Below are 21,900 nucleotides of genomic sequence, written 5' to 3' on the forward strand. Positions count from 1 at the left end.
TTGGGTGCGTGCGTCGTCTCGTAACTGCCGGCAGCTCTGACCTGTGCTGTGTCAGGCGGCCTGATTCCCGCGTGGCCCAATGCACCAGCAAAGTGCAATGCGCGTCTTCAACGGCGATAACCGACTGAAAGTGCACCGGCTCTTTTTGCAAATTGTGCGCCACCGCTATACTCCACCAGGCAGTTTCCCTCCAGACTAGGGCGAATCGTGGAACCAAGGAGTGGTGGTATGGCAGTAGCTAAAGGGCTTGTCAGGGGCATGCTGATCAGCGTGTGCTACTGCTTGGTATTTCTGATGCTTTGGCGTTTTTCCCTTGATCAGTGGTACCTGCCAGTTGGCTTGCGGGTTGTTACCTTGCTCTATCGACCTTATCGGGAGTGGCCGTTTCTGTTGGCGGGGGACGCTGCAGCGATGTTGTTCCTGCGGATTCCTTTGGGCGAGCTTCAGGGGTTCAGCCCGCTCTGGTCGTATTTGAGCCCCCTGTTGCACGTGCCCTTGATTGCCTGTGCGATTGGACTACTGCGTTACCGCGCTCCTTACATCGTCAAGCGGGAGCAGTGGCTTGTCCCCGCGGCTCTCGCGCTAGCGCTTTGGAATGCGTTATGCAGCCTGTTATTGAATGGACTGCTCGGTGGGCCGCCGATCTACCCTGTAATCGACCTGCTGTTGCGATATGGGGCGGGCAGCTATCTCGGCGTGCTCACCCTGTTGTTGCCGGTAATGTTGTGGGCCAATTGGAATGAGAGCCCTATGCGTTCCAGTTTTCCGCGGGATGTTGGCGTCGCTGTGGTTGTTGTCCTCAGCTTCTTCTTCACCCTTAGTGTCATGAATGATCCATCGATTCGAAACGTTTTGATGGTCGCGATGCTCGTACCGATGGTGGTACTGACTTTCAGGCATGGGTGGAGAGGGAATGCCTTAGGGGCGCTGTTGGCAAGCTTTGCGCTTGAGTTTTCGATGCCTAAGGTGTATCAGCTCGGGTTCTTTGATCAGGCTGTTTTCAATATCCAACTGCTTTATGCGTTTGTGACGACGATTCTGTTTGTCTTCAACGCCCGTCTGCGTGAGCCTGTCCGCGGCGGTATATCGAATCAGTCGAAGGATGATATCTATACCTTTGGTCGCGCAAGTTACGCCAGCGCCGAGCGCCTGTTGCGCAATCGCGTGCTTGAATACTCCGACATCAATGTGCAGATCAATCGGATGCGCAAAGATGTGGTGGCCGATTTGAGAGCAAAAGGGCAGCATTCGGTTGCGATGGAGATGACACGAGTGGGTGTTATCGAATCGCAGCTGTTGCAGCAATATGTGGCTGCATTGTATCCGTTGGAAATAGAGACGCATGGGTTGTATCAAGCGCTATGTTCGCCGGCGCTTGAGCGCTTTTGTGCTTCTAAGTTCCAGTGTGTGTTTCGTGGCGACTGTAGGAGTCTGTCTTTGGAGCTACAGTTGAGCGCCTATCGCAGTGTGCTCAATTGCGTCGAGATTCTGCCTCCGGCTGGTAGGCATTTCATCCAGGTGCGTGCATGGATAGCGAGGGAGACCCGTGGTGTCGCAGTACGTGTTATTGCTGATTCCTCATCGGTTGACACAGTACGGCGCGACTCGAATGACGTAGAAGCAGAACTGAAAGCAAGATTGAAAGCGCATGGCGGCATGTTTCATCGCCGCCATGCATTGGTTCTGACATTCCTGGTCGCTGAAGCCAATCCCGTGCTGGTCAGGGAGACACGATCCACTGATCCCCAGTTGCTCCGCGCCGTGTGAGCACTGTGAAGTTTCTTGTCTTATAGACAAGCTGGGCTTGACTGCGCTGGGCTATATCGTTTGCAGTCAGCCCGCTCACGCTTGGAGCTGAGGAGATTTTATTTTTCTTGGGCAATACAACGCGATCTACATCCTTGCCCATTGGTAGTGTCCATAGAGCGTCATCCACCCGGGCGACGACAGCGTGGACCACGCCAGTGACATCGTTGATTTGCAAATATGTCACGCCATCACGATGGAACTCGTAGATGGCAAGCGAGGAGTCCATAGCGAGGTTGGCTGCCTTGGGATTGCTATCGCCAAGCCCGACGGCGGGCGCGCCGATGCCGCCACTGGGGCAACAGTCAGCCATCGCTGCGCTGGACGCGAAGAGTCCAACGATTAAACAAAAAGCCATAGGCCAGGTTTTTGCGTTCTTCATGATTTTGCCTTCCCCCTGCATGGGGCAACTCCGCCTGCGATTCAGGCGCTTATACGTTACGTGTTGAATGGCAGATTTTGTTGATTGTTTGTCGCAGAAAATCGCTGCGGCATACCGTCCGCCGATCAGCGAGGAACAGTCAACCGCATCCGCTGTTACCTGGACCTATCCGGTCAGGCGTGATGTGCAGTGCTGGAGCGCGCGCTATTTAGCGGCTCGGCTCGAGTTCGCCACCGGCACGTTCAAACCATCCAATCACTCGCCGATGATGAGATTCGCCCCAACGACGCAAGAACTGCTGGGTGTGGCGGTCGCCGAGGTCGCGCAGGCTGGCGAGTCGTTGGGCGATGAAAGGGGCGGTCAGCGGCTGGGCGCAGTCGACTTCGATGCAGTGGCGCCAGGCGGTATAGCTGTCGGGGATGACGGGCGACATCGAGGCGCTCTTCGGTAAAAGTGAACGTGAGGGCAGTGGCGAGGCACGGCGGGCTTGATTTTGCGCAACGAGTGTTACTTTATAACACTTCATCCATCGTTCGTCCGGTCACGCCGTGTCGCGTTCCTTGCCGCAGAGTGTCGTTTGCCTGGTCACCATGCCGAACCTCCCGTGCTCGAAGCGGCGCGGTGGCCGCGTCGATCCAGCGGGGTTGGCCCAATGAGGCGGCGGCAGGTGTTGCACACCGTCAGCGCAGCCTTGCTGCTGTCGCCGCGCCTGGTCCACGCGCAGCCGCTGCCGATGCTGCGCAGTTGCAATCTGCAGCGTCAGGATGCGGGGCTGCGACTTCGACTCGCATTGAATACGCAGGTCGCCTACCGCAGCTTCAGCCTGTCCAATCCAGCGCGCTTGGTCATCGACCTGCCGGGCATTTCGGCGCAGCCGCCGCAGATCGATCCATTGCCTGACGATCTCGCAGTCGTCGCCATCCGCAGCGGCTCGCACGGCGATGGGCTGCGCGTGGTGCTCGATCTGGCGCAGCCGCTGACAGCCACGGCGCGCTGGGAGGATGGTGCACTGGTGGTCGATCTTGCTGCTGTGCCCGGTAGTGCATTGTTGTCCGCAGCCGATCCCACCGAGCCGGCCGTTGCGGCGGCTGCGCCCACGCGCTCCCGCCTGCATCCCTACGTGGTCGCCATCGACGCTGGTCACGGCGGCAAGGATCCCGGCGCGGTCAGTGCCGATGCGCGCTACGAGAAGCATGTGGCCATGGCGATCGCGGGGCGGCTGCACCAGCGCCTGGCGGCCGATCCGCGTTACCGGCCGACGATGATCCGCAGCGACGATCGCTTCGTGGCGTTGCACGAGCGGGTGTTGATCGCCCATCGCCGCAATGCCGATCTGTTCGTGTCCATCCATGCCGATGCTGCGCCCAGCAGCCAGGCGCGCGGCGCGTCGGTGTTTGCCTTGTCGCAGAACGGCGCCAGCTCTGCATTGGCGCGCTGGATCGCCGACAGCGAAAACGCCGCCGACGACATGGGCGACAGCGCGCGCCGTCTGCGCGTGCCAAGCAACCCGGTGCTGTCGCAGGTGCTGGCCGACCTGTCGCTGAGCGGCACCATCGCCAGCAGCGTGGCGTTCGGCAAGGTGATGCTCGGGCGGCTGCAGCAGGTGACGCGGCTGCATCAGGACCAGGTCGGGCAGGCCGGCTTTGCCGTGTTGAAGTCGCCGGATATTCCGTCGCTGCTGGTGGAAACCGGCTTCATGAGCAATCGCGACGATTGCCGGCGGCTGTGCGGCGATACGCATCAGGACGAACTGGCGCAAACGCTGCATGCCGGTATCGACGATTACTTCCAGATGTTTCCCGGTCGCGCCTGAGGCGCGATTGCCCTCATCTCCTTCTACGAGCTTTCAATGTCCGCCACGCTGCCTGATGTTGCCGTTACCGAACCTTCCACACTGAGCGCGCCGCTGCGCTGGGTCGGCATGCAGGACATCGCCGTGCCGCTGCAGCTGGCCGATGCCGGGCCCGGCGGCAGCGTGGCCGCGCGTGCCAGCGTGCAAGTGGATCTGCCGCGCCCCGAACTCAGGGGCATCCACATGTCGCGCTTGTACCGCCTGCTGGATCGGCATCTGGAGCAGCCGGTGTCGCCGGCGATGGTGTCGCAGCTGCTGCAGGCGCTGATCGACAGTCATGCCGATTGCGGCAGCCGTGCGGCGCGGCTGGCGCTGAACTTCGAGTTGATGCTGCGGATGCCGGCGCTGCGCAGCGAAGGACTGAGCGGTTGGCGCGCCTATCCGGTGCGCATCGATGCGCAATCCAGGGCAGGCCGCACCGAGATCCAGTTGCAGGTCGATGTGCTGTATGCCTCCACCTGTCCATGTTCTGCAGCCTTGTCGCGCCAGTTGCTGAGCGATGCGTTTTTGCAGCAGCACCAAGGGCGCGATGCGTTGCCAGTCGCAGAGGTTGCGCAATGGCTGCAACACAACGGTTCGTACGCCACGCCGCACAGCCAGCGCAGCGTGGCGCAGGTGCGCGTGGAGCTGAGCGCATGCGTGCAGCGCTTCGAAATCCGCGAGCTGGTCGGCCTGTGCGAACAGGCACTGGCGACGCCGGTACAGGCGGCGGTACGGCGTATCGACGAGCAGGCGTTTGCCCGCTTGAATGGCGCCAACCTGATGTATGTCGAGGATGCCGCGCGGCGGTTGCGCAAGGTGCTGGCCGAGCGCCACGCCGTCTTCCATGTGGCAGTGCGCCACCTGGAAAGTCTGCATGCCCATGACGCCACCGCCGAAACCGACAGTAATGCCGATGCCGATGCGTTTCATTCCTTCGCCGAGTGAGGAGTTGCCATGCAATGCAAACATTCACGTCGATCTGCCGTTGCGGCGCGCAAATGCGGGATTGATCGCACGCTGCGGCGATGCGGACGCGCTGTCGCGCAGGCCTATGTGTTGATCGGGCCGTACATGATTTTTGTAGTGGGGTGATCGGTAAGGGCCACGCCCATGCGCCGCTGCCAGGGTGCATGACGTGCAGCAGCAGAACTGAAGTGCGAGATCGGCGGTAAGGCGCAACCCGCAACGCCCGGCGCCGTAACCGGCCTCAGCCAATCGGCGCATCTCAGCACATTGGCTCGATGGCGTTGCCATGGGAGCTGCACTTGTCTGACCGGTGTGGGATCAATGCGCGTCCACCCGACCAGCGGCAACCACCCAGGCCCAATAACGCAAAAACCCCGCAATGCGGGGTCTTGGCGTGTTCTGCAGTCAGACGACGGTGGTGCTCCCTAGGGGACTCGAACCCCTGTTTTAGCCTTGAGAGGGCCACGTCCTAACCATTAGACGAAGGGAGCGTTTGGTGCGTCTTGTGCAGCGCGCTAGTATAGTGCGCTAAAACCCGTTGGGCAATCCTGCAACACAAGACGGAAGCGCCATCATCGAACCCTCAGTTACATCTCCGTTCACGCTGCGCGTCATCCCACGCGATCAGCACACCATCTCGCGCAAGGACATCAGCCCCAACGCGCTGCGCGTGCTGTACCGCCTGCGCGAATCGGGCTTTGGTGCCTACCTGGTCGGCGGCGCAGTCCGCGACCTGCTGGTCGGCGGCCATCCCAAGGATTTCGACGTGGCCACCAGCGCCACGCCGGAGGAAGTCAAAGCGCTGTTCCGCAACTGTCGCCTGATCGGCCGCCGCTTTCGCCTGGCGCATGTGGTGTTCGGCCGCGAGATCATCGAAGTGGCCACGTTCCGCGCCAACATCGACGACGGCAGCGGCGACCGCGAACTGGATAACGGCCGGCTGGTGCGCGACAACGTCTACGGCACCATCGAAGACGATGCGATCCGTCGCGACTTCACCTGCAACGCGCTGTACTACGCGATCGAGGATTTCTCGGTACGCGACTACTGCGGCGGCTTCGAGGACGTGCAGGCACGCCTGATGAAGCTGATCGGCGACCCGGAGCTGCGCTACCAGGAAGATCCGGTGCGCATGCTGCGCGCGGTGCGTCTGGCGGCCAAGCTGAACTTCGATATCGAAGCCGGCACCGCAGAACCCATCCCGCGCCTGGCCGGGCTGTTGTCCGAGGCCGCGCCGGCGCGCTTGTTCGAAGAGATTCTCAAGCTGTTCCTGTCCGGACACGGTGTGGCCAGTTTCGAGGGGCTGGAGCGTTACGGCCTGCTCGGTGCGCTGTTCCCGGAGAGTGCGGCCGCATTGCGCTCCAACCGCAGTGGCGCATTGCGCGCCATGGTGCTGGAAGGCCTGCGCAATACCGATGCGCGCGTGGCCAACGACGAGCCGGTGTCGCCGGCGTTCCTGTTCGCCCTGCTGCTCTGGCCGGCGTTCTGCCGCACCCTGATGGGCCTGCAGGCGCAGGGCGTGCAGCCGGAAGACGCGCAGCGTCGCGCCGCCGACCGGGTCACCCTGCATCAGCTCGAGCGCGTGGCGCTGCCGCGCCGTTTCTCGCTGCCGATGCAGGAAATCTGGCTGCTGCAGACGCGCTTCTCCTCGCGTCAGCGCAAGCGCGTGTTCCGCACCTTGTCGCACCCGCGTTTCCGCGCCGCGTTCGATTTCCTGGTGTTGCGCCAGTTCGCCTCGGCCGATCACGCCGCCGATGTGGAGTTCTGGCGCGAGGCGCAGGAGTCCTCCGGCCAGGAACTGGTCGATGCGATCGAAACCGCGCAGGCCGATCACGAAAGCGAGGAGGGTGCACCGCGCAAGCGGCGCCGTCGCCGCCGTCGCACCGGCGCACCGGCAGGCGAGTAGGGCGTGCACACCGCCTTCGTCGGCCTGGGCGCCAACCTGGGTCCGGCCGAGGCCAGCGTGCGCGCGGCCATCGCCGCACTGGGCGAGCTACCGCAATCCACCCTGATTGCCGCCTCGCGCCTGTACCGCACGCCGGCCTGGGGCCGCGAAGACCAGCCCGATTTCATCAATGCAGTGGCGCAGCTGCGCACTGCGCTGGCGCCATTGCAACTGCTGGAGGCCTTGCTCGGCATCGAGCAGGCCTTCGGCCGGCAGCGTATCGACGGCGAGCGCTGGGGCCCGCGCACGCTGGATCTGGATCTGCTGCTGTACGCCGATCAGGTGATCGACCTGCCACGCCTGCAGGTCCCGCACCCGCATCTGCAGGCGCGCGCCTTTGCGCTGCTGCCGCTGTCCGAGCTCGCTCCGGAGGCGATCATTCCGGGCCATGGAACAGTGCGACACGCCCTGCAGGCCATCGATGTCTGCGGGCTGGAGCCGATTGGGTAGATAATGGCCGGCTTATCACCCCACGTAATGACTTCATGAGCAGCCATACCGACAGCAAGCCCTGGACCGTGCCCGCCTTGGCGCAGGCCAAGCGCGAGGGTCGAAAACTGGTCATGTTGACCGCCTACGACGCCGGCTTTGCGCGGACTTTCGATGCCAACGGCGTGGACCTGATCCTGGTTGGCGATTCGCTGGGCATGGTGGTGCAGGGGCACGATTCGACCTTGCCGGTGACCACCGCCGACATGGTCTACCACACCGCCGCGGTGGCCAGGGTGCTGGAGCGGGCGTTGCTGGTGGCCGATCTGTCGTTCCAGGCCGATGCCACGCCCGAGCGCGCACTGGACGCTGCCACCCAACTGCTGCAGGCCGGCGCGGAGATGGTCAAGATCGAGGGCGCCGGGCACAAGCTCGAGGTGATCCGTTATCTGGTCGAGCGCGAGATCCCGGTCTGCTCGCACCTGGGGCTGACCCCGCAATCGGTGCTGCGTTTTGGCGGTTACACGGTGCAGGGGCGCGGCGAAGCCGGCGAGCAGTTGCGCCGCGACGCGCAGGCCGTGGTCGACGCCGGTGCCAGTCTGGTCGTGCTGGAATGCGTGCCCACGCCGATCGCCACCCAGATCAGCACCGCGCTCAGTGTGCCCACCATTGGCATTGGCGCCGGCCCCGGCTGCGATGGCCAGGTGCTGGTGATGCACGACATGCTGGGCCTGGACAGCGGCCACCGCCGGCCCAAGTTCGTCAAGGATTTCCTCGCCGAAGGTGGCTCGGTGGCGGGCGCGGTGCGCGCTTACGCGCAGGCCGTGCGCGACGGCAGCTTCCCCGACGCAGCGCACGCGTACGCCGCATGATCCAGACCCTGACCGATCTGTCCACCCTGCGCGCACTGGTCACCGGCTGGAAGCGCGAGGGCCTGCGCGTGGCGCTGGTGCCGACCATGGGCAATCTGCACGCCGGCCACTATTCGCTGGTGATGCTGGCGCGCCAGTACGCCGACCGCGTGGTGTCGAGCGTGTTCGTCAACCCGACCCAGTTTGGCCCCAACGAAGACTTCGCGCGTTACCCGCGCACGCCCGAGGCCGACCTGCGCGGCCTGGAAGACGCCGGCTGCGATGCACTGTGGCTGCCCGACGTGGACACCATGTATCCGCTCGGCACCGTACTGGCCACGCCGATCCATGCGCCGGGCGTCAGCGACGTGCTGGAAGGGGTGTGCCGGCCGGGGCATTTCGACGGCGTGTGCACGGTGGTGGCGCGGCTGTTCAACCAGGTGCAGCCGGACGTGGCCGCCTTCGGCAAGAAGGACTACCAGCAGTTGGCGGTGATCCGCCAGATGGTGGCCGACCTGGCGTTTCCGATCGAGATCCTGGGCGGCAGCATCGTGCGCGAGGCCGACGGCCTGGCGATGAGCTCGCGCAACCAGTATCTGACCGCCGACGAGCGCCCGCGCTCGACCCAGATCCGCAAGGTGCTGCTGCAGATGCGCGACAGCTACGCGGCCGGCACGTCGCGTGCGCAGGTCGAGGACGCCGCCACCCAGGCGCTGGAACAGGCCGGTTTCCGCGTCGATTACGCGGTGGTGCGGCTGCCCGACCTGAGCGAGCCGGGCGACAGCCATGCCGGCGCGCGCGTGGCCCTGATCGCCGCCCGTCTGGGCAGCACGCGGCTGATCGACAACCTGGAATTCTGAGCGGTCTGATGCCGCTGCAGGCGCTGCGTCAGGCCGTGACCGGCGACGCCTGCGATCCTGCGCACAGGCGTGTTTGTCCAGTGCCGGCCTGAAGCCCTCACCACCGGTTGCGCGGCAGGCCGGTGGACACCGGCGCTTTCCGCTAAAATGCCGGCTTTCCTTTGCCGTTGCCCGTCATGCACCTGTCCCTGCTGAAAGCCAAGATCCACCGCGCCACCGTCACCCATTCCGAGCTCAATTACGAAGGCTCGATCGCCATCGACGGCCTGCTGCTGGAAGCCACCGGCATCCGTGAGTTCGAACAGGTGCATATCTGGGACGTCACCAACGGTGCGCGTTTCAGCACCTATGCCATCCGTGCCGACGAAGGCAGCGGCATCATTTCGCTCAACGGCGGCGCCGCGCGTCACGTGCAGGTCGGTGACCTGATCATCGTGGCCGCCTTCGCCAGCATGAGCGAAGCCGAAGCCGAGACCTTCAAGCCCAATCTGGTATATGTGGACGGCAGCAACACGATCACCCACACCAACCACAGCATCCCCACGCAGGCCGCATGACACATACCAACGGATTCGACGCGCTTCACGCCCACGCCCAGCGCCTGCGCGGCGCTGCCATCCCCGCATTGCTTGCCGCCGAGCCGCAACGGCCGACGCAATACGCCAGGCAGGTCGGTCCGTTGTATTTCAATTTCGCGCGGCAGAAGTACGACCGCGCCGCGCTGGATGCCTTGTTCGCCATCGCGCGCGAGCGTGACCTGGCCGGCGCGTTCCAGCGCCTGTTCCGCGGCGAGCAGGTCAATGTCACCGAACAGCGCGCTGCATTGCACACCGCATTGCGCGGCGACCTGACCGATGCGCCGGTGGCCTCCGAAGCGTATGCCACCGCTGCGGAAGTCCGCCAACGCATGGGCGCGCTGATCCAGCAGCTGGAAGCCACCGACGTCACCGATATCGTCAGCGTCGGCATCGGCGGTTCCGACCTGGGGCCGCGGCTGGTGGCCGATGCCTTGCGGGCGCCGTCGGGTGCGCGTTTCCGCGTGCACTTCGTCTCCAACGTCGATGGCGCGGCCATGCAGCGCACGCTGGCCACGCTGGACCCGGCACATACCGCCGGCATCCTGATTTCCAAGACCTTCGGTACCCAGGAAACGCTGCTCAACGGCAGCATCCTGCACGCCTGGCTGGGCGGCAGCGAGCGTCTGTACGCGGTGAGTGCCAATCCCGAGCGCGCTGCCAAGGCTTTCGACATCGCACCGAGCCGCGTGCTGCCGATGTGGGACTGGGTCGGTGGGCGTTATTCGCTGTGGTCGGCGGTGGGTTTCCCGATCGCCCTGGCGATCGGCTTCGAACGTTTCGAACAATTGCTGGAAGGTGCTGCGCAGTTCGACGCGCATGTGCTCGACACGCCACTGGAAGAAAACGTCGCCGTGCTGCACGGCCTGACCGCGGTGTGGAACCGCAACCTGCTCGGCAGCGCCACGCATGCGGTAATGACCTACGACCAGCGCCTGGCCCTGCTGCCGGCCTACCTGCAGCAGCTGGTGATGGAAAGCCTGGGCAAGCGGGTCAAGCTCGACGGTTCTGCAGTGGACAGCGACACCGTGTCGGTATGGTGGGGCGGTGCGGGCACCGATGTGCAGCACAGCTTCTTCCAGGCGCTGCACCAGGGCACCAGCGTGGTGCCGGCGGATTTCATCGGCACCGTGCACAACGACGATCCGTATGCGGAAAACCACGTCGCGCTGATGGCCAACGTCTTGGCGCAGACCGAAGCGCTGGCCAACGGCCAGGACAGCAGCGATCCGCACCGCAGCTATCCGGGCGGCCGCCCGAGCACGGTGATCCTGCTCGATGCGCTGACCCCGCAGGCGCTGGGTGCGCTGATCTCGATGTACGAGCACAGCGTCTACGTGCAGTCGGTGATGTGGGGCATCAACGCGTTCGACCAGTTCGGCGTGGAGCTGGGCAAGCAGCTGGCCAGCCAGTTGCTGCCGGCGCTGAAGGGCGAGTCGGCCGATGTGGCCGACCCGGTGACGCGCGAGCTGCTGGCCAAGCTGCGCGGCTGAGCCTGTCGCGCATCGATGGGTGTCAGACGACGGGGCCTGCGGGCCCCGTTTCATTTCTGGAGATCCCGCCTGGCAGGAGGTTAGGCCAAAATGGCCAAATTTCCCAAAATGGGACGTTGGGAGTAGGCTGAGGCCACCACAGCGCGCAGGACCGTCCCATGTCTCGCCTCCAGGATCTGCCCGAGCTCGAAAAATCTCCCGCCGCCGACATCAAGGTGAAGGGCTGGCCCAGCCTGATGCGCAAGGTGCGCTCGCATGGCGCGGTGGTCATCACCAACCACAATCACCCCGAGGCGGTTGTGGTGGACGCGGAGGAATACCGCCGGCTGGTCAGCCAGGCGAGTGCAGCGATGGCCGCCTCGACGCGCGCGCAGTCGCTGCAGGTATTGCAGACCAGGTTCGATGCGCATCTTGCGGCGGTGACCGATGGCGCAGGCCTGGCCCAGGTGATCGGCAAGCCGGCACGCCGGGGCAGCAAGATCACGCTGGGGCCGTCGCTCTAAATCGTGGGGAACATTCTGGTCCTGGCCGGCGTCAACGGCGCCGGCAAGAGTTCGCTATTGGGCAGCCTGCTGCGGGAAGACGGCGCCACCTGGTTCAACCCGGATGCGTTCACCCGGGACCTGGTGGAGCAGGGCTGGTCACCCGGAGACGCCAATGCGCAAGCCTGGCAGGAAGGCGTGCGGCGGCTGCGTCAGGCCATGGATGCCGGTCATGACTATGCATTCGAAACCACCCTGGGCGCGACCACCATCCCGCGCCTGCTGCGGCAAGCCTGCGCGACGCACACGGTGGCGGTCTGGTTCTGCGGCCTGTCCAGCGTCGAGCTGCATATCGCACGTGTGGCAGCGCGCGTGGCCGCGGGCGGGCATGCCATCCCCGAGCACAAGATCCGCGAACGTTACGATGCCTCGCGCGCCAACCTGATCGCGCTGTTGCCGCACCTGTCGGTGCTGCATGTCTACGACAACAGCGCGCCTGCCGACGCGACCGGGCAGGTCGCGCCGCTGCTGGTGCTGGAACTGGACCGCAACGGCCTACAGTACCCGCAAACGCCCGAAGAACTGGCGCAGGTGCCCGATTGGGCCAAGCCCATCGTGATGGCGGCGCTGGAGTTGCGGCAGTCCTGAACCGCGCTTAGGCACTTGCGGTCTGATCTGCTTCTCACTGACGCTGCCAGACATCCATCGACTCACCCGTAGGAGCGCACCCGGGCGCGACAGGCCATACCGGCAAAGCTCCTCGCGCCCAGGTGCGCTCCTACTGGCCTTGCGACAGCAGCGCGACGCCATGCTGCATGTGTCGGCCTCACCCGTAGGAGCGCACCCGGGCGCGACAGGCCATGCCGGCAAAGCTCCTCGCGCCCAGGTGCGCTCCTACCGTCCTTGCGACAGCAGCGAGAACGCCACGCTGCATGTGTCGACCTCACCCGTAGGAGCGCACCCGGGCGCGACAGGCATACCGGCAAATCTCCACGCACCCAGGTGCGCTCCTACTGGCCTTGCGACAGCAGCGAAAACCCCGTGCTGCACGTGTCGGCTGTAGCGTCACGCAGCGCTGCAACTGCAAAGGCGGCGCTTACGCCTTGCCCAGCTTCACCGCCACCGGGTCGCCGGTGAGATAGCCCACCGCTGCGCCGAAACGGTTCTTGTAGTTGGCGCGGATCAGTGGATCCAGCGTGGCCTTGACGGTGTCGTGCAGCGGGCTTTCCCAGTCGCCGGGATGCTGGAAATTGCTCATCACGTAGGTCCAGCCGTGGATCTGGTCGACCGCGTGCAGGCCGGTGGATTCGGCGCCGGCCGGCACCGACAGCACCCGCGTCAGCGTACCGCTGTCCACGTTGTAGGCCCACAGGAAATTGTTCACGTGCAGGCTGCTGTCTTCGCCGATGAACAAGGTGCGCAGCGCTTCGGAGAACTTGAGGTTGTCCGGGTTGGCCAGCCGTTCCGGGTCGGCCAGGTTGCCCAGCGCGTCGGCCTTGGCCAGATCGTGGCCGGTGAGCGCGGCCGGTGCGGCCATGTCGATCGGCACCCAGTCGCTGTGGATCGGCGCGCCGTGGCTGTCGCGCTGGCCGCCACGCAGATTCAGGGCGTACACCGCACCCGCATCCGGGCCTTCCACTTTCACATCGCCCGAGCCGTTGCGCATGCTGGTGACGATGTAGGACATCGCCATGTAGGCGATCTTGTCGCGGGCGTTGACGGTGGTGCCTTCGAGCTTGGTGAAGCCCAGGCTGCCGCCGGCCAGCGCCGCGTAGCGATGGGTTTCCAGATAGGTCGCCGCCTTCTCCATGCCCGGCTTGATGCGGATCCAGTTGAAGGTGCCGTTGAACGGGATCTTGGTAAACGACGCATCGCCCGGGTCGCTCAGATGCACGTCGAGGATGTCGGCGGCGGTCAGACGGTCGGCCATGGCCTGGATCTCGGCGCTGGTGGCGTGGCCGAGCTTGATCCAGCGCAACGTGGCCGCGCCCGGGCCCACGCCCGAGGTCTGCTGCCACTTGCCCACGTACAAGGTGCCGGCCGACAGGTCCGCCTTGCGGTCGGCGATGAACATGAAAAGACCGCCATTGGTGGCGTCGTCGCCCATCAGCACGGTGCGCTGGTCGGGCATCACCTGCACCAGCTCGTGCGAGATGCGGCCCAGGCAGTAGTGCTTGCGCACGCTCCCGGTGCCGTCCGGGTGCACGGTGATTTCGGGCAGGTGGCCGTAGTGATACGGGTTGGCTTTTTCCGGGTCGCCGTACAGATGGGTGCTGTAGCTGCGGAACTGGGTGTTGCCGGCCAGCGCGGTGGCGTCGGGTTCGTACTCTTCGCTGGACAGGTGGGTATTCCACGGCGACAGGCTGGCGCCGCAGGTGGTCCACAGCCCGTGCACCGGCGCGGTGTCGACGTTGTGGTATTTCACCAGCGACAGCTTGCCGGTGGCCGGGTCCTGATCCAGCGTCAGTACCGCGATCGGCGCGGGCAGGTGGCGGTTGGTGTCGTTGCCGGCCTGGTCGCGGGTGGTGTATTCGAACTGCACCACCGCAAATACATGGTTGCCCTTGACCCCGGGCAACTTGGCATCGGGCAGGGTCAGCAGCGAGGAGCCGTCCGGGCAATCGGAAAAGAACGGGCGTTCGGCACCGGGTTTGGAGCGGTCGATGATTGGCCGATGCTGAATGTCGTAATAGCCACCGGCCAGCACGGTGCCACCCTTGCCGTCGGGCACCTGGTCGCCGGTGACGAAGAACGGGTGGTACGCAAGCGCATAACGCTGGGTGCTGCCGTCGCTGCGCGCCACTGTCAGCGCCGACCCCACCGTGGTGGTGGCCATCGCCGCGGGGTTGGCCAGGCTGGGTGCGGGCATGCCATGGAAGGTGGCTAACACCAGCTGGGTCGGGTTGTCCGACGGCCGCAACGGGTGTGCGGCCAGTGCCGCGCCACCGAGGTGTTGCAGGGCGGCGGCGCTGGCGCTGCCCAGCGGCAACAGCGGGACGGACGCCAGCAACTGCATCAGGCGGCGGCGGGCGGGATCGGGGGAGGCAGACATCGAAACTCCAGGCAAAGACGACGATCAACGATGGCCGGTGGCGCATCGGCAAGCCGGTCACGCTAGGCCCGAGGTATGACAGTTGTTTGACGGCGAGCTCACCCGTTGGCGGGCGTTCGAACACCTGCCTGCAAGCGAACCCGGCAATACCCGCGCGGGCGACAGGGGCTGCGCAGTGCGGAGCCTGCGAAGTGGTGCATTGCAGCAAAGTACGTCGCCGCGAAAGATCAAGCGCCGCGCCGGATTCGGCGCTTTGCCGTGGTTTGACAGGTGCTGCCGGTATTCCAAGCCTATAGCCCGGGCCAATAAGTTGGCCGTCGTTTGGCATACAAGCGCGCGTTGTTGACAGGGTAGGGGAATCACGCAAGCGTACGCCGCCTAATGGCCTGCGGCGTCACGCATCGCCGTGGGGAGAACCACCTGGAGACCTGGATCTTGGACAAGCTGCTTCGTCGTACCGCCGCGCCTGTCGCGCGTCGTGCCCTCTCTCTGGCCACCGCCGCTGCGGTGCTGATGCTGGCCGCCTGCCAAGGCAAGGACACCGCTGCCGAGGCGAGCAAGACCGCACCGGCCACCGCACCTGCCGAGGCGTCCATTACGATCCATCCCGACCAGTGGCCGTCGCCGAAGTGGCCGTTCGCCCAGGACCAGGCCCTGGAGCAGCGCATCACCGATGTGATGGCCAAGATGAGCGTCGAAGAGAAGGTCGCGCAGACCATCCAGGGCGACATCGCCAGCATGACCCCGGACGATGTGCGCAAGTACCGCATCGGCTCGGTGCTGGCCGGCGGCAATTCCGATCCGGGCGGCAAGTACGACGCCAGCCCGGCCGAATGGTTGAAGCTGGCCGACGCCTTCTATGAAGCGTCGATGGACACCTCCAAGGGCGGCAACGCGATTCCGATCATCTTCGGCATCGATGCGGTGCACGGCCAGAGCAACATCGTCGGCGCCACGCTGTTCCCGCACAACATCGGCCTGGGCGCCACGCGCAACCCGGAGCTGATCAAGCAGATCGGCGAAGTCACCGCCGCCGAAACCCGCGTCACCGGCATGGAGTGGACCTTCGCGCCGACCGTGGCGGTGCCGCAGGACGACCGCTGGGGCCGCAGCTACGAGGGCTATTCCGAGTCGCCGGATGTGGTGGCCAGCTTCGCCGGCAAGATGGTGGAAGGCGTGCAGGGCGTGCCGGGCACCCCGCAGTTCCTCGACGGTAGCCACGTGATTTCCTCGGTGAAGCATTTTGTCGGCGACGGCGGCACCACCGACGGCAAGGACCAGGGCGACACCAAGGTGTCCGAAGTCACCATGCGCGATATCCACGCGGCCGGTTACCCGCCGGCGATCGCGGCCGGTGCGCAGACGGTGATGGCCTCGTTCAACAGCTTCAACGGCGAGAAGATGCACGGCAACAAGGTCATGCTGACCGACGTGCTCAAGGGCCGCATGAACTTCGGCGGTTTCGTGGTCGGCGACTGGAATGGTCACGGCCAGGTCAAGGGCTGCACCAACGAAAACTGCCCGGCCTCGTTCATTGCCGGCGTCGACATGGCGATGGCCTCCGACAGCTGGAAGGGCATCTACGAGACCGAACTGGCGGCAGTGAAGTCGGGCCAGATCTCGGCCGAGCGCCTGGACGATGCGGTGCGCCGGATCCTGCGCGTCAAGCTGCGCCTGGGCCTGTTCGAAGCCGGCAAGCCATCCAAGCGCCCGCTCGGCGGCAACTACGAATTGCTCGGCGCGCCGGAACACCGCGCGATCGCCCGCCAGGCGGTGCGCGAGTCGCTGGTGCTGCTCAAGAACCAGGCCGGCATCCTGCCGCTGGATCCGAAAAAGCGCGTGCTGGTGCTGGGCGACGGCGCCAACGACATGGGCAAGCAGTCCGGCGGCTGGACGCTGAACTGGCAGGGTACCGGCACCAAGCGCAGCGACTACCCCAATGGCAACACCATCTGGGAAGGCCTGGACAAGCAGATCAAGGCCGCCGGCGGCAAGGCCGAGCTGGCAGTCGATGGTGCGTACAAGACCAAGCCCGATGTGGCGGTGGTGGTGTTCGGTGAGAACCCGTACGCCGAGTTCCAGGGCGACATCGCCACCCTGCTGTACAAGCCGGGCGACGAGAGCGAGCTGGCGCTGATCAAGAAGCTCAAGGCCGAGGGCATCCCGGTGGTGGCGGTGTTCCTGAGCGGGCGCCCGTTGTGGATGAACCAGTACATCAACGCCGCCGATGCCTTCGTCGCCGCCTGGTTGCCGGGTTCGGAAGGCGAGGGCATTGCCGACGTGCTGCTGCGCAAGGCCGATGGCACGGTACAGAACGACTTCAAGGGCAAGCTGAGCTTCTCCTGGCCCAAGACCGCGGTGCAGTTCGCCAACAACGTCGGGCAGAAGGATTACGACCCGCAGTTCAAGTTCGGCTTCGGCCTGACCTATGCCGACAAGGGCGACCTGGCTGCGTTGCCGGAGGAATCGGGTGTGTCCGGCGAGCAGTCGGTGGGCGGGGTTTACTTCGTGCGCGGCAAGCCGGCACTGGGCATTGCGATGCAGCTGTCCAATGCCGGCCAGGCCAACATGCCGGCCACCACGCTGCCGGTGGGTCTGTCCGATGGCAGCCTGAAGATGACCGCGGTCGACCACAAGGCGCAGGAAGATGCGCGGCGCCTGGTCTGGTCCGGTGCCAAGGCCTCCAGCGTATTGCTGGTGTCCGGCAAGCCGGTCGATGTCTCGCGTGAGAGCAATGGCGATGTGCAGTTGCAGCTGACCGTGCGCCGCGACAGCGCAGTGACCGCGCCGGTGTGGCTGGGCGTGGGCTGTGGCGACAAGTGCGGCGGCCGCGTCGATGCGCAGAAGACCCTGGCCGCGCTGCCGCAAGGCCAGTGGAAGGTGGTGGGCGTGCCGTTGAAGTGCTTCGCGGTGGCCGGTGCGGATGTGACCAGGCTGACCCAGGTCGCCAGCATCGAAAGCGCTGCGGCGCTGGACCTGTCGGTGTCGAAGATCGCGCTGGGCGCACTCAACGAGGCCGAAGTCACGCTCGACTGCCCGGTCAAGTAAGCAGCACACCCGCAGGCGCGCTTGCGGGTATGCCCAGGTAAGAACCACATACATGCGTCGCCGGCCCCGGCGACGTGTTACAGCGGCCACCCTCAGCGGTGGTGTCATCAGCCGCCGCGGGACGCGCGCGTCGATCGGCCGGGACGGCCTGCAGCTGCGGTTCGCCGCGCTGCTGCCACGCACGCAGTGCGGGCGGCGGCAGTCTGCAGACCTGTCCGGTCCACGACGCTCAGCCCAGAGCCAGACAGGAGAGTGCAGTGGGTTTGGCGACGTTGGATATCGTGATTGTGCTGGTCTATCTGACCGGCATCTTCGTGCTCGCGCAGTGGGTCTCGCGCGAGAAGGCAGGTCACAGCAAGAGCGCCGAGGATTACTTCCTGGCCAGCAAGTCGTTGCCGTGGTGGGCGATCGGCGCCTCGCTGATCGCCGCGAACATCTCGGCCGAACAGATCATCGGCATGGCCGGTTCCGGCTATGCGATCGGCCTGGCGATCGCCTCCTACGAGTGGATGGCGGCGCTGACGCTGCTGATCGTCGGCAAGTTCTTCCTGCCGATCTTCCTGCGCAACGGCATCTACACCATGCCGCAGTTCCTGGAACAGCGGTACGGCAAGTGGATCCGCACCCTGATGGCGGTGTTCTGGCTGCTGCTGTACGTGTTCGTCAACCTGACCTCGATCCTGTGGCTGGGGTCGATCGCGGTCAGCCAAGTCACCGGCATGGACCAGACCCTGGCCCTGGCGTTGATCGGCGTGTTCGCGCTGGTCTACCAGCTGTACGGCGGTCTTAAAGCGGTGGCCTTGACCGACATCGTGCAGGTCACGCTGCTGGTGCTGGGCGGCCTGCTGGTGGCCGGGCTGACCCTGGCGCGGATCGGCGACGGTGCCGGCGTGCTGGCCGGCTTCAAGCATCTGTGGAGTGCGCACCCGGAGCACTTCCACATGATCCTGAGCAAGGACAATCCGTTCTACAAGGACCTACCCGGCCTGAGCGTGCTGCTGGGCGGTCTGTGGGTGATGAACATCAGTTACTGGGGTTTCAACCAGTACATCATCCAGCGCGCGCTGGCGGCCAAGAACATCGGCGAGGCGCAGAAGGGCATGGTGTTCGCCGCGTTCCTGAAGCTGCTGATGCCGTTGGTGATCGTGGTGCCGGGCATTGCCGCGGTGGTGCTGGCGCCGGACCTGGCCAAGCCCGACCAGGCCTATCCGACCATGATGCAGTTGTTGCCGACCGGCATCCTGGGCCTGGTGTTCGCGGCGCTGGTGGCGGCGATCGTGGCCTCGCTGGCCTCCAAGATCAACTCGGTGGCGACGATCTTCACCCTGGATTTCTACGCCAAGTTCCGCCCGCAGACCGAGCAGAAGCAACTGGTGCGCGTGGGTCGCATCGTGGCCATCGTGGCGGTGGTGATCGGCATCCTCACCGCGCGGCCGTTGCTGGGCAACTTCGATCAGGGCTTCCAGTTCATCCAGGAGTTCACCGGCTTCTTTACGCCCGGCGTGGTGGTGATCTTCATGCTTGGCCTGTTCTGGAAGCGTGCCAACGAAGCCGGCGCACTGACCGCGGCGATCGGCTCGGTGGTGCTGTCGTTCGCGCTCAAGTTCGCCTGGCCGGAACTGCCGTTCATGGACCGCATCGGCGTGGTGTTCGTGGCGGCGCTGGTGCTGGCGGTGCTGGTGTCGTTGATGACCGCGCCCACCCAGGCACGCGACCTGATCCGCACCGACGATGTGGCCTACGGCACCACGCTGGGCTTCAAGGTCGGTGCGATCGGAGTGGTGGTGATCCTGGTCGCGCTGTACGCGGTGTTTTGGTAATCGCCCAGCCAGTCCACTGACATTGGTTGTGCGCACGCGGCGCGACACTCAGGTGTCGCGCCGCGTGCGTTTTGGCTGCTGTGCTGCTTCCGCTTACACCCGCGCCGCGGCCAGGCTTGCGGCGAGCAGGTTGACCGGCGCTTCGAACTGCTCATACCACGGCGTCTGCAGCCAGGTTTCCAATGCAGCCGCCGGCATCGGTTTGGCGATCCAGTAACCCTGGCCTTCGTCGCAGCCCCAGGCACGCAACTGCGTGTAGGCCTCTGCCGACTCGATGCCTTCGGCGACCACGCGCTGGCCCAGGCTGTGGCCGAGCTGGATCATCGCCGGCACCAGGGTGCGGTCGGTGCGGTTGTCCGGCAATGAGCGGATGAAGGACTGATCGATCTTCAACGAGCTGGCCGGCAGCTGCTTGAGATAGCTGAAATTGCTGTAGCCGGTGCCGAAGTCGTCGATGGCGATATGCACGCCCAGCGCCGCGATGGCCGCCAATTGCTCGGCCAGATGCTCGGGGTGGCGGATCATTGCGCTTTCGGTGAATTCGATCTCCAGCCGGCGCGGATCCAGGTTGTGGCGCTCCAGGCCACGCCGCAGCAGGCCGACGAATCCGGGCCGGTCCAGATCGGCGGCCGACACGTTCAAGGCCAGGTTGAAATCCAGGCCCTGTTGCTGCCAGCGCGCGGCCTGGGCGATGCCGTTGTCGATGACCCAGGCGGTGATGCGGTTGATCAACGCGGTTTTTTCGGCCATCGGCACGAAGTCGGCGGGCATCACCGGGCCGATCATCGGATGCTGCCAGCGCAGCAGCGCCTCCACTCCGACGCAGCGGTGATCGTGCAGGTCCACGCGTGGCTGGTAGTGCAGGCGCAGCTGGCTGGCGCTGTCCAGCGCGGCGGGCAGGGAAGCCAGCAGGCGGAAGGTGTTGCGCTGGGCCACGTCGTGCTTGCGCTCGTACATGCTCCACGGCACGCCGCGTTCGCGCGAGATATCCACCGAGGTGGTCAGCGAGCGGATGGTGTCGGCCGCGCCATAGCTGGTCTGCAACGAGACCGCGCCGATCGAGGCCACTGCGGTATGCGGAATGCCCTGATGTTCCAGTGTCTCGGCAAAGGCCTTGGAGACTTTGGTGCACAGCGCGGACAGACGCTGCGTTTCGGCCTGGGCCAGAAAGCCGAAGGTGGTCGGGTCCAGCCGATACAGCGCGGTGCCGGCGGGCAGATACGCCGCCAGCCGACGCTGGGCGATGGCCACATAACCGTCGGCATAATCCCAGCCCAGCGCCTTGACCATGTCACGGAAGTAATCGCTGCCGCAGATGTCGACCGCCACCGCGGTGGTGGCCGGCGCGCTGTCGCGTTGCGACAACCAGGCATCCAGGTCCTCGGCAAAGCGCGACCGATTGGGCAGCCCGGTCGGACCGTCGCGGTAGGTGGTGCTGCGCAGGTTTTCCACCCGCAGCACCGCCAGGTCGCGCAGGCCTTCCAGCTGGGTGATCGCTTCGGCATCCAGGCCCGGGCGCGGGCTGGTCCCGATCACGCACAAGGTGCCGATGCGGTGGCCGTCGCGCAGCGTCAGCGGCGCGCCGGCGTAGAAGCGGATGAAGGGTGGCCCCAGCACCAGCGGGTTGTCGCAAAAGCGCGGATCCAGTTGCGCGTCGGGCACCACCATCACCTCGGGGGCGCGGATCGCATGCGCACAGAACGCCTGGTCACGCGGTGTTTCCTGCGGTTCCAGGCCGATGCGGGCCTTGAACCACTGACGATGCTCGTCCACCAGCGACACCAGCGCGATTTGCGCGCCCAGGTTGCGGGCGGCCATGGCGGCGATGGTCTCGAACACCGGGTCCGGCGGCGAGTCCAGCAGGCACAGGCCACGCAGGACGGACAACCGGGTCGACTCGTCGACCACGGGCGGGGGAGGGGACTTGGCGGGAGCGAGCGCGGATTGCATGCGCTTCTATCGGCCTGGAGCGTAATCCCTTGACCGATCGCGCTGGGCGCCGTTCAGTTGAAGCGGGGCTTGCCATGCGATGGCTGCGACTGAGCCGCTGCAGGGACGACAGCTACGCGATGGCATCAGGCCACAGCATGAGGCGACAGCCGGGCGCCAGGCCCGCGGTCGCTCTGACTCCCGCGTCATGCGTGATGTAAGCAAACGTGCGGCGTCGCGGCCGGCGCTGGCGCGACGCCGCTAAACATTGGCGACCCCTTGCCGATCACTGAGGGTGCGCCTGCTTCGTTGCCCCATAACAACGTAATCGTTCAGCGCACTTGTTTCGGCGCTTGTTCGATATGTGACAGGGGTTGCATCGGTTGGCACGTCAAATTGACACAGTGTTCACAAGCTCTGTGAGTGCC

Annotated in this window: 17 protein-coding genes and 1 tRNA gene; 13 read left to right on the forward strand and 5 right to left on the reverse strand. The window is 65.2% G+C overall.

Annotated features, from left to right (window positions below; all coding sequences use genetic code 11):
- Window positions 1-228: 228 nt before the first annotated feature.
- Entirely contained in the window at window positions 229-1,767 is a 1,539-nt protein-coding gene (locus KHN93_RS09625) for an MASE1 domain-containing protein (RefSeq protein WP_212579489.1), read from the forward strand.
- Here KHN93_RS09625 and KHN93_RS09630 read toward each other — a convergent pair.
- The gene (locus KHN93_RS09630; RefSeq protein WP_244812231.1) at window positions 1,721-2,209 is read right to left on the reverse strand and encodes a hypothetical protein; all 489 of its coding nucleotides are present in this window, start codon (window positions 2,207-2,209) and stop codon (window positions 1,721-1,723) included. The two genes, KHN93_RS09625 and KHN93_RS09630, sit on opposite strands and share 47 nt — an antisense overlap.
- Before the next feature lie 187 nt (window positions 2,210-2,396).
- Window positions 2,397-2,621 carry a hypothetical protein gene (locus KHN93_RS09635; RefSeq protein WP_212579490.1) on the reverse strand — a complete coding sequence of 75 codons (225 nt, stop codon included), beginning with the start codon at window positions 2,619-2,621 and terminating at the stop codon, window positions 2,397-2,399.
- A 219-nt stretch (window positions 2,622-2,840) separates the two neighbouring features.
- Between KHN93_RS09635 and KHN93_RS09640 the strand changes: the two genes are divergently transcribed.
- On the forward strand, window positions 2,841-4,001 hold the full coding sequence (locus KHN93_RS09640) for an N-acetylmuramoyl-L-alanine amidase (protein ID WP_212579628.1): 1,161 nt from the start codon (window positions 2,841-2,843) through the stop codon (window positions 3,999-4,001).
- Between the two features lie 36 nt (window positions 4,002-4,037).
- A complete protein-coding gene (gene folE2, locus KHN93_RS09645; RefSeq protein WP_047125496.1) occupies window positions 4,038-4,967 on the forward strand; it encodes a GTP cyclohydrolase FolE2 in 930 nt (309 codons plus the stop codon).
- A 437-nt stretch (window positions 4,968-5,404) separates the two neighbouring features.
- Here the strand turns inward: folE2 and KHN93_RS09650 are convergent.
- Window positions 5,405-5,479 (reverse strand) — tRNA-Glu (locus KHN93_RS09650).
- Between the two features lie 47 nt (window positions 5,480-5,526).
- Here KHN93_RS09650 and pcnB point away from each other — a divergent pair.
- From pcnB to KHN93_RS09690, 8 genes are all read left to right on the forward strand, one after another.
- Window positions 5,527-6,894, forward strand: a complete 1,368-nt coding sequence (gene pcnB, locus KHN93_RS09655) for a polynucleotide adenylyltransferase PcnB (protein WP_212579491.1) — start codon at window positions 5,527-5,529, stop codon at window positions 6,892-6,894.
- A 3-nt stretch (window positions 6,895-6,897) separates the two neighbouring features.
- Complete coding sequence (gene folK, locus KHN93_RS09660) at window positions 6,898-7,383, forward strand: 2-amino-4-hydroxy-6-hydroxymethyldihydropteridine diphosphokinase (RefSeq protein WP_047125494.1); 486 nt, start codon at window positions 6,898-6,900, stop codon at window positions 7,381-7,383.
- Window positions 7,384-7,418: 35 nt separating this feature from the next.
- Window positions 7,419-8,234 carry a 3-methyl-2-oxobutanoate hydroxymethyltransferase gene (gene panB, locus KHN93_RS09665; RefSeq protein WP_102254129.1) on the forward strand — a complete coding sequence of 272 codons (816 nt, stop codon included), beginning with the start codon at window positions 7,419-7,421 and terminating at the stop codon, window positions 8,232-8,234.
- Complete coding sequence (gene panC, locus KHN93_RS09670) at window positions 8,231-9,073, forward strand: pantoate--beta-alanine ligase (protein ID WP_212579492.1); 843 nt, start codon at window positions 8,231-8,233, stop codon at window positions 9,071-9,073. Before panB ends, panC begins: the two co-directional genes overlap by 4 nt.
- A 176-nt stretch (window positions 9,074-9,249) precedes the next feature.
- Entirely contained in the window at window positions 9,250-9,630 is a 381-nt protein-coding gene (gene panD, locus KHN93_RS09675) for an aspartate 1-decarboxylase (RefSeq protein ID WP_024939767.1), read from the forward strand.
- Window positions 9,627-11,141 carry a glucose-6-phosphate isomerase gene (gene pgi, locus KHN93_RS09680; RefSeq protein ID WP_065048970.1) on the forward strand — a complete coding sequence of 505 codons (1,515 nt, stop codon included), beginning with the start codon at window positions 9,627-9,629 and terminating at the stop codon, window positions 11,139-11,141. Before panD ends, pgi begins: the two co-directional genes overlap by 4 nt.
- Before the next feature lie 158 nt (window positions 11,142-11,299).
- The gene (locus tag KHN93_RS09685; protein ID WP_104559254.1) at window positions 11,300-11,644 is read left to right on the forward strand and encodes a type II toxin-antitoxin system prevent-host-death family antitoxin; all 345 of its coding nucleotides are present in this window, start codon (window positions 11,300-11,302) and stop codon (window positions 11,642-11,644) included.
- Between the two features lie 3 nt (window positions 11,645-11,647).
- Entirely contained in the window at window positions 11,648-12,271 is a 624-nt protein-coding gene (locus KHN93_RS09690; protein ID WP_104559255.1) for an ATPase, read from the forward strand.
- Window positions 12,272-12,719: 448 nt separating this feature from the next.
- Here KHN93_RS09690 and KHN93_RS09695 read toward each other — a convergent pair whose 3' ends face one another.
- The gene (locus tag KHN93_RS09695; RefSeq protein WP_212579493.1) at window positions 12,720-14,675 is read right to left on the reverse strand and encodes a PhoX family protein; all 1,956 of its coding nucleotides are present in this window, start codon (window positions 14,673-14,675) and stop codon (window positions 12,720-12,722) included.
- 435 nt (window positions 14,676-15,110) lie between these two features.
- Between KHN93_RS09695 and KHN93_RS09700 the strand changes: the two genes are divergently transcribed.
- Both KHN93_RS09700 and KHN93_RS09705 read left to right on the forward strand, forming a co-directional pair.
- A complete protein-coding gene (locus KHN93_RS09700) occupies window positions 15,111-17,723 on the forward strand; it encodes a glycoside hydrolase family 3 protein (RefSeq protein WP_212579494.1) in 2,613 nt (870 codons plus the stop codon).
- A 257-nt stretch (window positions 17,724-17,980) separates the two neighbouring features.
- Window positions 17,981-19,543 carry a sodium/sugar symporter gene (locus tag KHN93_RS09705; RefSeq protein ID WP_039815756.1) on the forward strand — a complete coding sequence of 521 codons (1,563 nt, stop codon included), beginning with the start codon at window positions 17,981-17,983 and terminating at the stop codon, window positions 19,541-19,543.
- Between the two features lie 93 nt (window positions 19,544-19,636).
- Here KHN93_RS09705 and KHN93_RS09710 read toward each other — a convergent pair whose 3' ends face one another.
- Window positions 19,637-21,493, reverse strand: coding sequence for a putative bifunctional diguanylate cyclase/phosphodiesterase (locus KHN93_RS09710; protein ID WP_212579495.1), 1,857 nt, complete (start codon window positions 21,491-21,493; stop codon window positions 19,637-19,639).
- Between the last annotated feature and the right edge of the window lie 407 nt (window positions 21,494-21,900).

This window comes from Xanthomonas arboricola pv. juglandis (assembly GCF_905367715.1).
Classification (GTDB): Bacteria; Pseudomonadota; Gammaproteobacteria; order Xanthomonadales; family Xanthomonadaceae; genus Xanthomonas; species Xanthomonas arboricola.

Coding starts and splice junctions, on each gene's coding strand:
- panC (WP_212579492.1), top strand. CDS start 8,231: ATGATCCAGACCCTGACCGATCTGTCCACCCTGCGCGCACTGGTCACC.
- KHN93_RS09640 (WP_212579628.1), top strand. CDS start 2,841: ATGAGGCGGCGGCAGGTGTTGCACACCGTCAGCGCAGCCTTGCTGCTG.
- KHN93_RS09710 (WP_212579495.1), bottom strand. CDS start 21,493: ATGCAATCCGCGCTCGCTCCCGCCAAGTCCCCTCCCCCGCCCGTGGTC.
- pgi (WP_065048970.1), top strand. CDS start 9,627: ATGACACATACCAACGGATTCGACGCGCTTCACGCCCACGCCCAGCGC.
- folE2 (WP_047125496.1), top strand. CDS start 4,038: ATGTCCGCCACGCTGCCTGATGTTGCCGTTACCGAACCTTCCACACTG.
- KHN93_RS09685 (WP_104559254.1), top strand. CDS start 11,300: ATGTCTCGCCTCCAGGATCTGCCCGAGCTCGAAAAATCTCCCGCCGCC.
- panB (WP_102254129.1), top strand. CDS start 7,419: ATGAGCAGCCATACCGACAGCAAGCCCTGGACCGTGCCCGCCTTGGCG.
- KHN93_RS09635 (WP_212579490.1), bottom strand. CDS start 2,621: ATGTCGCCCGTCATCCCCGACAGCTATACCGCCTGGCGCCACTGCATC.
- KHN93_RS09625 (WP_212579489.1), top strand. CDS start 229: ATGGCAGTAGCTAAAGGGCTTGTCAGGGGCATGCTGATCAGCGTGTGC.
- KHN93_RS09630 (WP_244812231.1), bottom strand. CDS start 2,209: ATGCAGGGGGAAGGCAAAATCATGAAGAACGCAAAAACCTGGCCTATG.
- KHN93_RS09695 (WP_212579493.1), bottom strand. CDS start 14,675: ATGTCTGCCTCCCCCGATCCCGCCCGCCGCCGCCTGATGCAGTTGCTG.
- panD (WP_024939767.1), top strand. CDS start 9,250: ATGCACCTGTCCCTGCTGAAAGCCAAGATCCACCGCGCCACCGTCACC.